Annotated in this window: 12 protein-coding genes; 7 read left to right on the forward strand and 5 right to left on the reverse strand. The window is 63.8% G+C overall.

Annotation, left to right across the window (positions count from 1 at the left end):
• Positions 1–12 precede the first annotated feature (12 nt).
• Together EB812_RS03760 and EB812_RS03765 are read right to left on the reverse strand one after the other, a co-directional pair.
• Entirely contained in the window at positions 13–2,274 is a 2,262-nt protein-coding gene (locus EB812_RS03760; protein ID WP_130957838.1) for a CotH kinase family protein, read from the reverse strand.
• Positions 2,256–3,167: a methylenetetrahydrofolate reductase gene (locus EB812_RS03765; protein WP_118229438.1), complete on the reverse strand. Its 912-nt coding sequence runs from the start codon at positions 3,165–3,167 to the stop codon at positions 2,256–2,258. Before EB812_RS03765 ends, EB812_RS03760 begins: the two co-directional genes overlap by 19 nt.
• A 613-nt stretch (positions 3,168–3,780) precedes the next feature.
• Between EB812_RS03765 and EB812_RS03770 the strand changes: the two genes are divergently transcribed.
• Positions 3,781–4,560, forward strand: coding sequence for a phosphodiester glycosidase family protein (locus tag EB812_RS03770; protein WP_118229439.1), 780 nt, complete (start codon positions 3,781–3,783; stop codon positions 4,558–4,560).
• 357 nt (positions 4,561–4,917) lie between these two features.
• Here the strand turns inward: EB812_RS03770 and EB812_RS03775 are convergent, their stop codons facing one another.
• The 3 genes from EB812_RS03775 to EB812_RS03785 are packed head-to-tail and all read right to left on the reverse strand — an operon-like array spanning position 4,918 to position 6,826.
• The gene (locus EB812_RS03775) at positions 4,918–5,643 is read right to left on the reverse strand and encodes a septal ring lytic transglycosylase RlpA family protein (protein WP_165450890.1); all 726 of its coding nucleotides are present in this window, start codon (positions 5,641–5,643) and stop codon (positions 4,918–4,920) included.
• The gene (locus tag EB812_RS03780; RefSeq protein WP_118229303.1) at positions 5,640–6,560 is read right to left on the reverse strand and encodes a hypothetical protein; all 921 of its coding nucleotides are present in this window, start codon (positions 6,558–6,560) and stop codon (positions 5,640–5,642) included. Before EB812_RS03780 ends, EB812_RS03775 begins: the two co-directional genes overlap by 4 nt.
• On the reverse strand, positions 6,557–6,826 hold the full coding sequence (locus EB812_RS03785) for a hypothetical protein (RefSeq protein WP_118229304.1): 270 nt from the start codon (positions 6,824–6,826) through the stop codon (positions 6,557–6,559). The genes EB812_RS03780 and EB812_RS03785 overlap by 4 nt, the downstream gene beginning before the upstream one ends.
• Before the next feature lie 617 nt (positions 6,827–7,443).
• Between EB812_RS03785 and dsrA the strand changes: the two genes are divergently transcribed.
• The 6 genes from dsrA (at position 7,444) to EB812_RS03815 (ending at position 12,547) form a co-directional block, all read left to right on the forward strand.
• Positions 7,444–8,757 carry a dissimilatory-type sulfite reductase subunit alpha gene (gene dsrA, locus EB812_RS03790; RefSeq protein ID WP_118229305.1) on the forward strand — a complete coding sequence of 438 codons (1,314 nt, stop codon included), beginning with the start codon at positions 7,444–7,446 and terminating at the stop codon, positions 8,755–8,757.
• Positions 8,758–8,775: 18 nt separating this feature from the next.
• Complete coding sequence (dsrB, locus tag EB812_RS03795; RefSeq protein WP_118229306.1) at positions 8,776–9,921, forward strand: dissimilatory-type sulfite reductase subunit beta; 1,146 nt, start codon at positions 8,776–8,778, stop codon at positions 9,919–9,921.
• Between the two features lie 55 nt (positions 9,922–9,976).
• A complete protein-coding gene (locus EB812_RS03800) occupies positions 9,977–10,213 on the forward strand; it encodes a dissimilatory sulfite reductase D family protein (RefSeq protein ID WP_118229307.1) in 237 nt (78 codons plus the stop codon).
• A 396-nt stretch (positions 10,214–10,609) separates the two neighbouring features.
• Entirely contained in the window at positions 10,610–11,194 is a 585-nt protein-coding gene (gene amrA / locus EB812_RS03805; protein ID WP_130957839.1) for an AmmeMemoRadiSam system protein A, read from the forward strand.
• Positions 11,195–11,489: 295 nt separating this feature from the next.
• Positions 11,490–11,897 carry a thioesterase family protein gene (locus EB812_RS03810; protein ID WP_130957840.1) on the forward strand — a complete coding sequence of 136 codons (408 nt, stop codon included), beginning with the start codon at positions 11,490–11,492 and terminating at the stop codon, positions 11,895–11,897.
• A gap of 104 nt (positions 11,898–12,001) precedes the next feature.
• The gene (locus tag EB812_RS03815; RefSeq protein ID WP_130957841.1) at positions 12,002–12,547 is read left to right on the forward strand and encodes an NADPH-dependent FMN reductase; all 546 of its coding nucleotides are present in this window, start codon (positions 12,002–12,004) and stop codon (positions 12,545–12,547) included.
• The last annotated feature ends 96 nt before the right edge of the window (positions 12,548–12,643 follow it).

Raw genomic sequence — 12,643 nt, forward strand, 5'->3', positions numbered from 1 at the left:
GGAGTGGGCGCGTTACCGCACGCGAACGGAGGAAAGGATGTTTCCGGATCCGTCGCGCAGATAGACGGTTTCACCCCGCCTGGGGTTGAAGTTGACGTTGCGCTGCAGCAGCGCTTTGGCATGGTGATGTTTTTTGCCCACAAATCGGACGCGCTCGCCGGGCTGCAGCACCAGATCCTTCACAGAAAATTTACGCGGCCTGTCCAGCCTGTCGCTCAGGTAGAGGCCGTCCGCGCGCTGCGGCGCCGCACTGATGTTATGCAGAACAAAACCGCACAGGACATCCTGGTCGTAGGCGTCTTCCAGCACAAAGGGCACAGGGGCCGGCCGGCTCACCAGCCTGACCTGCACGCGGCCGTCCACGGCGTCTTTGGCGGAAACCGTCAGGGTTGCCCCTCGGCGCACAAGGCCATTGACCTCCCAATGGTCCAGGGCAGTGCCAGGCAACAGCAAAGGTTCTATGATAACGGAGTTTTCTACAAAATACCAGCCCGCGGGGTTTTCTCCCCCCACAGTGTTGCAGCGGGCCCGACCCTGAACCCTCACCGCATAGAGATCGGTATAGCCGAAGGCGGCGCGCAGCTCGCGCAGCACAGCTTCTGGACGTTTTTCAAAGAAATGCAGGATGTTTTGTCGACCTGTGGTGATGGTTTGCCACAGGCCAGGCGGGCTGTATGCGCCGTATTGGGCCGCGTAACGGACTTCTTTTTGGCTGCGGGCCTCCAGAGCCGTCATACCCTTGCGGACCTTGTCGGGAGTAAAGTGGGCAAAAGCCATGTCACACATATTGTTGGCAAACTGTGCCGCCAACTGGGGCTGCTTAAGCAAGGCGGCAAAAATCGGACTTTTTTCCATGACCCGCGCAAGGCTGGGGTTGTCGGGCTTTTTCATGCCATGCCAGGGGCTCATGGTGGTGGCGTCCAGGTCGTAGAGCACATAGCGCCAGCGGCCGTCCAGTTCCGGCAGAGGCTGGGGCGCGTCGCCGCTGTAGCGCCAGACTTTGGTGTTGTTCTGGTCGTCGGGCCAGTCCCGGTTGTCCAGATAGATTTCTATGGCGTAGTAGAAAAGCAGATTGTCCACATCTATTTGCCGGGCAACAGCCGCCGGCAGCGTGACGTCCGCAGGACGGTTTGCACAGTCCAGGGCAAGTTCGCGAAACGTTTTTATCTCATAAAGATGCAGCAAACGCGGATACTTATGAGATGCACGCAGCTCCCGCACGCCGCCGCCCAGTACAGTGATGTCCTTTCTGGGCACATCCAGAAGATCGGCCAGAAAGCTGTCGTCCACCCTCGTGGTCAGGAAGGCGTGCCCATAGTAGACGCCGTTGAGGAAGACGGCGGCGGAATCAACCRGGGCCACCCAGGGGTAACCGGCCTCGGCCGCCAGGCGGGAAAGCAGGGGCGTGCGCAGCTGAGCGTCTTCCAGGTCCTGGCCGCCGTTGCTGAGCACCAGCCCGTCAAAGGAAAGAACGGGGCGCGGGGCGGCCGGGTCAGCCAGCTCCGGGAAAAAAGGATAGGAAAACTTGCCACGTCCCCCGGCATAGCTTTTGCGAGCCACAAGCCGCAAGGACTTTTGCGCTGCCGCGCGTGAAACGCCGCCAAAAACCCGCAGCCCGGCCTGCTGCTCCAGAAGACGTGTGCCCTCCGGGCTGAAGACTTCCACATGGACGGGGCGCTCCCATGCGCGCCCACGGCCCTTGTAGTTGGCGTCATGGGCTTCGGGCGGGCGTTCCGGGTATTGCGCCTCGGAGAGCGCGCGCCGTTTGCCCGGCACCAGGATGCCGCGGTCATCGTCGTAGAGATTGGCCGGGTTTGTGGAAAGGGAAACGACGTAGGACGAAAACCGCTCGGCAATGTGGGAATCAAAAAAATAACTGTGCGTGCTGACGGCGCTGGTCCGGCCTTGGGCCACGGCCATGGCCCTGATCGCCACGCAGGTGGTGTTCTGTTGCGGCGTCAGGACAAGAGGCGCGGCGTACACAGGGCTTTGCGGCGTAGGCTCGGAACCGTCAAGGGTGTAGTGAATACGGGTCTGGGCCTGCGGCGTGGACAGGGTTACGGTGACGGGCTCCGCAAAAAAATGCTCTGCGGGATGGAACTGCGGCGCCAGCAGGCTCTGGGCGGCCTGGGTGACCTGGGTGCAAACGCTTTCCCTCTGGGTGGGTTCTGCGCTGGCAGGCGAGCTCTGGCGGGCCGCTTCCGGCGTCAGCGAGGCAACACCCACGCAGGCCAGCAGGGCAACGACAAACAGCGTCAGGAGCGCGTTGCGCATGGCTGTCCGCAGGCCAACCCAGCCTCCTGCGCCAGGCGCAGGCAGAGCTCGGCCTTGTTGAGGGTGTACAAATGGATGCCGGGTGCGCCGCTGTCCAGCAGACGGCGGATCTGTCGCACGGCAAAGTCCAAACCCACGTCACGCACGGCCTGCGCGCCGCCCCTGGCATCGGCGGCTTCCAGGTCCAGATAAAGTTTGCCGGGGATGTTGGCGCCGCACAGGGAAAGCACCCGGCGTAAGGAGTCAAAGCTCTGGATGGGCAGAATGCCCGGCACAATGGGGATGGCAATGCCCTGGGCGCGCAAATGGGCCACCAGATCTTCATACTCGCGGGCGTCAAAAAAAAGCTGGCTCAAAGCAAAGTCCGCGCCGGCCCGGAGCTTTTCCGCCGTGCGGCGACGGTCTTCGGCAAAGGAGGGGGATTCGGGATGCGGCGCGGGGTAGGCTGCTACCCCTATGCCCATACCCGGTTCGCGCTCGCGCACAAAGGCCACCAGGTCCGCCGCGTGACGAAAGCGCGCCCGGCTCCAGTCCCAGGGCTGGTCGCCGGCCTGGCGGGCGGGCGGATCGCCGCGCAGGGCCAGTACATTATCCACCCCGGCGGCGCGCAGGGCAGCTACAAAGGCCGCGATGGACGCCGCCTCCGCCCCCACGCAGGTGAGGTGGGCCATGGCCGTGAGACCGCGCCGGGCCAGTTCCGTGGTGACGGTGAGGGTGTTCTGCTGCCGTGCGCCGCCCGCGCCGTAGGTTACCGAAACAAACAGCGGGGCCAGGCCGCGCAGACGCTCCACCGTGGCGTAAAATTCCGGCAGCTGGGCCGCATCCGCGGGCGGAAAAAATTCCAGGGAACAAAAAGGCGCGCCGGCGGCGCGGATTTTTCGGCCAATGTTCATACTGCCGTCCTTCTCAAAGATACGATACACCAAGATGGCGTTAGCGGGATACTTAATAACTGTATCAAGATAAGCTGATATGTCAAGGCTGCCGCCATGGTAGAATACGGGCTGAACAAAAACAGGCCGGACCCGGCTTGCCAAAAATGACGTCTGGTCGTAATTCTGAGGCAGCAGGGGCAGTATGGCAGCAAAAGATGCGCACGCAGCAAACCCGGCTTCGGCCGGCAGACCGACCCGCCCCCACAGGCGGAAGCGGCGGGCATTCTGGTTCGCGGCGGGTTTGTGCAGCATAGCGCTGCTCTGGTTTGCCGCGGCCCATGGACCCACGCGGCCTGGCGCGGACGCGCCGACGGCGGCCATTTCTGCCTCGCAAACGCCGCCCGCGCAAGGGCCTGCGGCCCTGCAGCCTTCACCGGTTCCACCCGCGCCGTCCGCAGCGGCCGTGCCGTCCTCTGCAAGGCTTGCGCCGCCGGCCGAAAACCTCGCCCCGCCCGCGGTACCGCAGCCCCAAGCGGCCACAGGGCCCGCACACTCTGAGGAAGGGGCGGTTGCGCTGCCCGCAGACGCCGCGTTGCCAGCGCCGGAATCTCCGCCGCAGGCCGAAGCGGCCATGCCGCCCGCCGCGCCGCCCCAGGGCGGGGTGGACAGCGCCGGCCGCGCCGCCTGGCGGGAGCTGGAGCCGGGGCTGCTCTTCGGTGAATTTCAGCTCCATGAGAGCGAAGCCCAGCTGACGGCCCTGCGCATTGACCCGCAACGCTTCGACTTTGTACTCTGCGCCCGCTCCCTGGACGGCGGCCCGCCCCGGACATTGAGCCAGTGGGGCGAACAGTACGGCCTTGCCGCCGCCATCAACGCCAGCATGTATCTGCCCGACGGCCTGACCAGCACGGGCTATATGCGGGAGGACGCGCACGTCAACAACGGCCGCCTGGTGCGGCGTTTCGGAGCCTTTTTTGTGGCCGGCCCCCATGCGGCGGATCTGCCGCGCGCCACCATTCTGGACAAGGACGCCCCCGGCTGGGAGGAGCAGCTCAAGCGCTACCGCCTGGTGGTGCAGAACTACCGCATGATCAGCGCGGACCGCCGCATTCTCTGGTCGCCGGGGGGGCCGCTCTATTCCATTTCAGCCGTGGCTGTGGACGGAGAAGGGCAGATTCTTTTTCTGCACTGTCGCCAGCCCGTGGAGGCCTACGCCTTTGCCCAGCAACTGCTGCACCTGCCGCTCAACGTGCGCACGGTCATGTATGTGGAAGGCGGCGGCCAGGCCGGGCTGCTGGTGCGCTCTCCGGCGCTCACGCGGGAGCTGGTGGGCCAAAGCGCCGCCGGACTGCTGGTGACCGGCGACCTGCGCGCCCTGCTGCCCAATGTGCTGGGCGCGCGCCGCCGCTGAGGCGGGGCCCCTCCTTTTAGCGCATTTAACACTTGAAATGCTCGCTTACGGCAGGCAAAAGCCTGCCTTCTCGCATTTTGTGGCAAGGATTTTCAAGAAAATTCTTGCAGAGCAGTTAGCTCATTTCATTCGCTAACTGCTCTAGCGCAGATTAGCTTTAAGAATAGGCAGTTGCAAAAGTTACGGCACGCTCGTTCCGGCGCTCAAGCGCGCAACTGCATAGCGCTGCTGTCTTTGCCCGTACCTTCCTTCGCCGTAACGGGCTAAAACCCTGCATCGCAACGGCTGCAGCTGCGCTTGTGCCTCCACGGCGGGCCTGCTTATGCAGCCGCCAGGGCAGTGCAACCTTGCAATGTCTTAATCTCCCACCACAAAGGCGCTGGGATACAGCGCGCGGAAGGCCGCGAGCTTCTGCTGGGCGATAAAGGTGTCCGGCCAGGGGCCCACCTGAACGTTCCAGAGGCTGTTGCTGCCATAGACCAGGCGGCCGCGGTGCCCGGCACGGCTCAGAATGCTGATCAGCGCGTCGGCATTGGCGCGTTGGGCAAAGGCCCCCACCTGGACATAAAAATCCCCGGCCAGATCGCCGTCGTCGCGCATGCGGTCCACGCCGCCCAGGCTCTGCACGCGCACGCGGCCGGTGCCTGGGCCGAGGATCTGCAGGCGGCTGGCCGCCGCGCGGGAAAGATCAATAACTCTGTCGCCCACAAAAGGGCCGCGGTCATTGATGCGCACGATAACGCTGCGTCCGTTGCCCAGGTGGGTAACGCGCACCTGCGTGCCCAGGGGCAGCAGCTTGTGGGCCGCAGTCATGGCATACTGGTTGTAGCGCTCGCCGTTGGCGGTGGTGCGTCCGTGAAAGCCGGGGCCGTACCAGGAGGCCACGCCTTCTTCCACAAAACCGTGGGCGGATTTGAGGGGATAATAGGTTTTGCCGCGCACGGTATAGGGCTTGGTGCCCCGCACGCCGCCCTTGCGCCAGGAGGAGCGGCCCCCGCAGCCGGCCAGCAGGGCGCAGCAGAGCAACGCCGTCAGGGCGCACAAGGCCCAAAGGCGGACGGCCGATGAAGGTTTCTTTTTCAGGAGCACGCGGGCCCCTCCAGGCCGCAGAGGCAAGGCAAAGGGCTGTTACGGCCACATTCGGCGCACACGCCGGGATTGTTTTTCTCTTCCGTCTGACTGAGGCTTGCCAGCAGCTTGTGCCCCTCCATGCCTAGGTGACCGGCGGCGCGGGCGCGGAGGAGCAGGCCCAGAGCCGGAGCGCGGCGGCCCGCTTCCAGAAAGTCGCGGGCGGCCAGAAGATAGAGGCGTTCGCGGTCGCTGTCGTAAAGGGCGTCCAAAAGCAGGTCATAACTGGGGCCGAAGGCTTTGGCGGCCAAGGCTTCTTCACTGGCCAGCCAGCGGGCCAGACGGGTGTTTTGCCGCTCTGCCGCCAGATAGCGGGCCAGCAGGCGCAGGCCGTGCCCCAGCACGTGCATGATGCGGGCCAGCTCGCGGGTGGAGCTTTCGGCAGTCTGCCCGCCCAGGCCCCGCAGGGGATTGTAGGCCTCGACGCTGACGGTCATGCTGCGGGCTATCTGCACCAGACGGTTGGCGTAGTGCTGGCCCTGAAAGGCGTCTTCCTTGAGCTTGGCGCATTCGTGAAAAGCATAGCCCACGCACCAATCTATAAGGGCCTCCAGGGCGCGGGGGTCGTCCGTACCGTCGGGAAGCGTCCGTGGAGCGGGGTCGCCGTCCGGGGGGGGCGGCGCGTCGGCTTCGGTGAGATCCACGGCATGGGGCGTGTTGCGAAAAAGATGGTGGGCCGTGTCCTTGAGCCGCCAGAACACGCCCTTGCGCATGGATTCGCCCAGCAGGTCGCGCAAAGCGCTGTACGAAACGGCCCCGTCCGCTTCAAAGCGGCGGCGCTGATCAGCCAGCAGGCTGTAGACAGTACAGTAGTCGCGCACCAGGTCGCGCACCAGAAAATCCCGGTTGGCCACCAGCCAGCCTCCGTTCACGCTTCGGCCTCCTTGAGCAGGGCGCGGGCCACGGCCAGGTCGTAAAGGCGCAGGGGGTCGGCCTCGCCGTTGCGCTCCTGCTGGTAGAGCTGGGCAGCCTGCCGCACCACGGCCAGGCTGAGCCAGGGATGACGTTCCCACACTTCGGGATGGTCGGCCCGCCAGAGGCGAAATTCCACCTCGCCGTCAGGGCCGCGTCGCACATAGACGCGCGACTGCGTGTCGCCCGCCTGGGGATGGTAATACAAACCGAGCTGGTCTCTCATGCGCGCCTCGTCGCAGGCTGGTGCATTGTGCGTTTGTCGCAAAAAAGGCCGCGGGACAATGCGTCCGCGCGGCTGCGGACTGAAGCAGTATAAACGCACCGAAGCGCTTTGCCAAGGGTTGCGCCCCACTATATTGTGAAAGATTGCACAATAACGCAAAAATTCATTGCCATTTTTGCAAAAAAAGGGGAAAGCAAAAGGTGTCGCCGTTGGGCAACACCGCGCCCCGTGGAATGTTACAGGCTTTCCGGCAGCGCAAAAGCCGCATTTCACGGGCTTGCAGCGGGGCTTTGCGCCCGACGGGGCACCCCGGTTGTCATCAGGGCAGAAATGACGTATACAGGACTTTGACCGCGTTGCGGCCCGATGGGGGCCGATGCCCGGATCGCTCTTGGCTCGCGCCCCGCGCGCGCCCGTTTTTTAAGGGCGGATTATTCCGGCGGCAGTCCGGGGATGGCTTGAAGGTTGTGACGGCCTTTCTGCCCGGCACACCCCGGCCGCCCGCCATGCGGCTCGCTGCGCCGGTTTGCTGCGCCGGACCGCTGCGCCGGATCCCTGTAGTTGACCGGCACGTCACGCTGCAGCGTGATACAAACAAACCATGTGGAGGTATGGCAATGGCGAAACATGCAACCCCCCTGTTGGACCAGCTGGAAAGCGGCCCCTGGCCGAGCTTTGTGTCCGACATCAAACAGGAAGCGGCCTATCGGGCCAAGAATCCCAAGGGACTGGACTACCAGATCCCCGCGGACTGCCCCGAAGACCTGCTGGGTGTGCTTGAGCTTTCCTACAACGAAAAGGAAACCCACTGGAAGCACGGCGGCATTGTGGGCGTGTTCGGTTACGGCGGCGGCGTTATCGGCCGGTACTGCGACCAGCCCCAGATGTTCCCCGGCGTGGCCCACTTCCACACCATGCGCGTGGCACAGCCTTCGGGCAAATACTACCACAGCAAGTTCCTGCGCGACCTGTGCGATATCTGGGATCTGCGCGGTTCCGGTCTGACCAACATGCACGGCTCCACCGGCGACATCGTGCTGCTGGGCACCCAGACCCCCCAGCTTGAGGAAGTGTTCCACGAGCTGACCCACAAAATGCACGTGGACCTCGGCGGCTCCGGCTCCAACCTGCGTACGCCCGAAGCCTGCCTTGGCATGTCCCGCTGCGAATACGCCTGTTACAACACGCAGGACATGTGCTACCAGCTCACCATTGATTATCAGGATGAGCTGCACCGTCCCGCCTTCCCCTACAAGTTCAAGTTCAAGTTCGACGGTTGCCCCAACGGCTGCGTGTGCGCCATGGCGCGTTCCGACTTCGCCGTGGTGGGCACCTGGAAGGACGACATCAAAATCGACCAGGAAGCCGTCAAGGCTTATGTGGCCGGCGAGTTCTCTCCCAATGCCGGCGCCCACGCCGGACGCGACTGGGGCAAGTTCGACATCCAGAAGGAAGTGGTCGACCTCTGCCCGAGCAAGTGCATGAAGTGGGACGGCTCCAAGCTCAGCATCAAGACCGCCGACTGCGTGCGCTGCATGCACTGCATCAACACCATGCCCCGCGCCCTGCACATCGGCGACGAACGCGGCGCCAGCATCCTGGTGGGCGCCAAGGCCCCGGTGGTGGACGGCGCGCAGATGGGTTCGCTGCTGGTGCCCTTCATCTCCTGTGAAGCCCCTTACGATGACGTCAAAGAAGTCATCGAAAAGATTTGGGACTGGTGGATGGAAGAAGGCAAAAACCGCGAACGCGTGGGCGAAACCATGAAGCGTCTCTCCTTCCAGAAGCTGCTGGAAGTGACCGACACCCCGGCCGCCGCCTACCATGTGAAAGAACCGCGCTCCAACCCGTATATCTTCTTCAAAGAAGAAGAAGTGCCCGGCGGCTGGAAACGCGACCTCGCCGCTTACCGCAAACGCCATCAACGCTAGTCAAAGGGGGAGAAGAACATGGCTTTTATTTCTTCCGGGTACAATCCCGAAAAACCGATGGAAGGCCGCATTACCGACATCGGCCCCCACAAGTACGACGACTATTTTCCGCCGGTCATCAAAAACAACTTCGGCAAGTGGCTCTATCATGAAATTCTTGAGCCCGGCGTGCTGCTGCACGTAGCCGAAGGCGGCGCCAAGTGCTACACCGTCCGCGTGGGCGGCACCCGCACCATGTCCATCACCCACATCCGTGAGCTGTGCGACATCGCCGACAAGTACTGTGGCGGCTACCTGCGCTGGACCACCCGTAACAACATCGAATTCATGGTGGAAGACGAAGCCGCCATGAAGGCCCTGCGCGACGACCTGAACAGCCGCAAGTTTGACGGCGGCTCCTTCAAGTTCCCCGTGGGCGGCACCGGCGCCGGCATCAGCAACATGGTCCACACCCAGGGCTGGGTGCACTGCCATACCCCGGCCACCGACGCCTCCGGCCCGGTCAAGGCCGTCATGGACACCGTGTTTGAAGACTTCAAGAGCATGCGCCTGCCCGCCCCTGTGCGCATCGCCCTGGCCTGCTGCATCAACATGTGCGGCGCGGTGCACTGCTCCGACATCGGCCTGGTGGGCATCCACCGCAAGCCCCCCATGGTGGACCATGAGTGGGCCGACCAGCTCTGCGAAATTCCGCTGGCCGTGGCCGCCTGCCCCACCGCCGCCGTGCGCCCCACCAAGGTGGAACACGACGGCAAGAAAGTGAACTCCATCGCCATCAAGGAAGACCGCTGCATGTACTGCGGCAACTGCTACACCATGTGCCCTGCCCTGCCCATTTCTGACGGCGAGGGCGACGGCATTGCCATCATGGTGGGCGGCAAGGTTTCCAACCGCATCACCATGCCCAAGTTCTCCAAGGTGGTCGTGGGCTACATCCCCAACGAACCGCCCCGCTGGCCTACCCTGACCAAGACCGTGAAGCACATTGTCGAGGTCTATGCGGCCAACGCCAATAAGTACGAACGCCTGGGCTCCTGGGCGGAACGCATCGGCTGGGAAACCTTCTTCAAGCTCACCGGCCTGGAGTTCACCCACCACCTCATTGACGACTTCCGTGACCCTGCCTACTACACCTGGCGGCAGAGCACGCAGTTCAAGTTCTAGGCTTTATCCCTCTAACCCCGGCGGCGCACCAGCGCCGCCGGGACAGGAGAACATCATGGCTGACGACAAAGACGTTGTTATCGACTTTCTGAAAAGCAAATCCGCAGCCAAGTCCAAGTTCTATTTCAAGGACTTTCTGGAGCTCTTTCCGGACAAAGGCCCCCGCGACGTCAAAAAGGTGCTCACCAAGCTGGTGAACGAAGAGGTGCTGGAATTCTGGTCCTCCGGCTCCACCACCATGTACGGCCTCAAGGGCGCGGGCAAGCAGAGCCACGCTGAAGGCGAAGACTAGCGAGCCCTGGGGACGCTCCAGGAAATCCGGCCGCCAGGCACGCCCGGACGTAACCGCAGCACAAGCGATTGTTGGCGGAATACCCCGGCGTTGCGCGGGGCGTCCGGCCTACACAGGTGCAGCGCAGGCCGGACCGGCCTGGCGGTCTTGCACCTGTTGACGAGCCCTTTACAAGTGATGCCGCAACCCTGTTGTGGCATTTCTTGCTTGCAGCGCAGCGGGCCTGCGCTGCCCCGCCACTCGCGGCGCTCCGTCCATCCGTCCGCCGCAGGTCGGGCGTGTCGCGCGGGCGCAATGTTCGCTCAGAGAAACCTTGCAACGGCGTTTGCCCCACCCTTGACGCAGATTCGGCAAACCCGCCCGAGCTTCCCCCGGCGCCCGCGGCAAGGAGGTCACATGCCCCTCTCCTTCAGCCTTACCCCTGCGGACAAAACATTTCTGGGCCGCCAGGCCCGCACCGCCATTGAGGCCGGGCTGGCAGGCGTTTATTCCTCCACGCCGCCCGCGCCGCCGCAAGGCCTGCCCGACGACGTTCTGGCCCGCAGCCTGGGGGCTTTTGTCACCCTCACCATCAACCACGGCTTGCGCGGCTGCATCGGCAATATCATCGGGCACGAAGCCCTCTACGCCACTGTCTGGCACATGGCCGCCGCAGCGGCGTTTCAGGATCCGCGCTTTCCGCCCCTCACCGCCCCGGAATGGCCCCAAACCCACCTGGAAATCTCTGTTCTGGATGAACCAACCCTCTGCCCCGACCCGCAGGCCGTGCAGGTAGGCCGCCACGGCCTCGTGCTCCAGTACAACGGTCACAGTGGCGTGTTCCTGCCGCAAGTGCCCGTGGAACAAGGCTGGGATCGCGCCGCCTATCTGGAAAATCTCTGCCGCAAGGCTGGCCTGCCCCCGGACTCCTGGCGCAAACCCGGCGCGCGCCTTTTCTGGTATGAAGCCCTGGTCTTTCCCGTGCCGGACGCGGCAGCGTGACAAAATCAGAATAGTTGTGGGGGAGGGCCCCCCCCACGCCCCATGCTGTAAAAAAACGTTTCTCCCCCCGCAACCGCGCAGGGCGCTTTGCCCGAAAGACAGGGATATTGTCTCCAGAGAGCCGGATATAAACCGCAGCGCTGCCGTCTTTGGGCGGAGTATCCCCCCCCCGATTGTGGGCTGGGGCATGGGGCGCCCCCCCTTGTGGCGCGGGCCGGGCCTGGGCTACAACAGCAATGAGCTTGGAACGCCAGGCGGGGGTAGTCCCGCCGTTTTCAGCCAGAGAGAGTGACGCATGAGCAAGTTGGTCCCCGGCCTGCACGGCCGCAAAGAACTGGTGGTGACCCCGGCCATGCTGGCCAGCAGTGTGGGCAGTGGTTTGGTGGACGTTTTTTCCACGGCCATGATGGTGGCCTGGATGGAGGCCACGGCCGTAGAAGTGGTGCAGGGCCTGTTGGAAGACGGCCAGACTACCGTGGGCACGGGCATCCAGGTTGCACATCTGGCAGCCACGCCCTGCGGCATGGCAGTGCGCTTTGAGGCCGAGCTCACGGACGTTTCGCCCAACGGCAAAGGCCTGAGCTTCAAGGTGGCCGCCTACGACGCCGCCGGACTCATCGGCGAGGGCACGCATCAGCGCGTGGTGGTGGTGCGCGAAAAGTTTGAGGCGCGGGCTCAGGCCAAAGGCCAGGCCTCGGCGTAGAGCATTGCAACCCTGCAATGCCCGGCGGTTGCGTCAGCAGACGCCCGCCGTGCAGGCGGAGGCGGACATTCCCGCGCCGCCGTATATATAGATAAGGAGTTATTATGGCTGATCTGACCTTTGTGGGCATTTCCGGCAGCTTGCGGCAGGCCTCGCGCAATACGGGGCTGCTGCGCTGCTGCGCGGCCCATCTGCCGGCGGGCGTACGTATGGAAATTGCCGACATCAGCGCCTTGCCGTTCTATAATGCCGACCTGGAAAAGCCCAAGGCCGCGCAATCCCTGATTGAACAGGTCAGCAGGGCGGACGCCCTGGTGCTGGCCTGCCCGGAATACAACTATTCCCTGGCCCCGGCCCTGAAAAATGCCCTGGACTGGCTCTCGCGCGAACCCAATTTGGCCCCGCTCAACGGCAAGGCCGCCTGCCTGCTGGGCGCGGGCGGGGGCATGGGCAGCAGCCGCAGCCAATACCACCTGCGGCAGGTCTGCGTATACCTGAACCTGTGCCTGCTGAACAAACCGGAGGTCTTCTCCAACGCCTTTGGTCCGGCCTTTGCGGATAACGGCGACGTGCAGGAACCGGGCCTGACCAAACAGGTGGCTGACCTCATGCAGGCCCTGGCGGACCGGACCCGGCAACTGCGCGCCTAAAGCAGATCGGCCTTGAGAATAGCTATTCTCAATGTTGCAATGCCTTAAAGCCGCCTGAAATAGCCATTAACATGCTGAAAAAGCAGCATAACATCG

Origin of the sequence: Desulfovibrio legallii, from assembly GCF_004309735.1 — a bacterium.
Lineage (GTDB): Bacteria > Desulfobacterota > Desulfovibrionia > Desulfovibrionales > Desulfovibrionaceae > Desulfovibrio > Desulfovibrio legallii.

Excerpts from the sequence above, each read along its gene's own strand:
- EB812_RS03770 (WP_118229439.1), top strand. The coding sequence starts at position 3,781 with ATGCCGCCCGCCGCGCCGCCCCAGGGCGGGGTGGACAGCGCCGGCCGC.
- EB812_RS03810 (WP_130957840.1), top strand. The coding sequence starts at position 11,490 with ATGAGCAAGTTGGTCCCCGGCCTGCACGGCCGCAAAGAACTGGTGGTG.
- EB812_RS03815 (WP_130957841.1), top strand. The coding sequence starts at position 12,002 with ATGGCTGATCTGACCTTTGTGGGCATTTCCGGCAGCTTGCGGCAGGCC.
- EB812_RS03800 (WP_118229307.1), top strand. The coding sequence starts at position 9,977 with ATGGCTGACGACAAAGACGTTGTTATCGACTTTCTGAAAAGCAAATCC.
- EB812_RS03765 (WP_118229438.1), bottom strand. The coding sequence starts at position 3,167 with ATGAACATTGGCCGAAAAATCCGCGCCGCCGGCGCGCCTTTTTGTTCC.
- EB812_RS03785 (WP_118229304.1), bottom strand. The coding sequence starts at position 6,826 with ATGAGAGACCAGCTCGGTTTGTATTACCATCCCCAGGCGGGCGACACG.
- dsrA (WP_118229305.1), top strand. The coding sequence starts at position 7,444 with ATGGCGAAACATGCAACCCCCCTGTTGGACCAGCTGGAAAGCGGCCCC.
- dsrB (WP_118229306.1), top strand. The coding sequence starts at position 8,776 with ATGGCTTTTATTTCTTCCGGGTACAATCCCGAAAAACCGATGGAAGGC.
- amrA (WP_130957839.1), top strand. The coding sequence starts at position 10,610 with ATGCCCCTCTCCTTCAGCCTTACCCCTGCGGACAAAACATTTCTGGGC.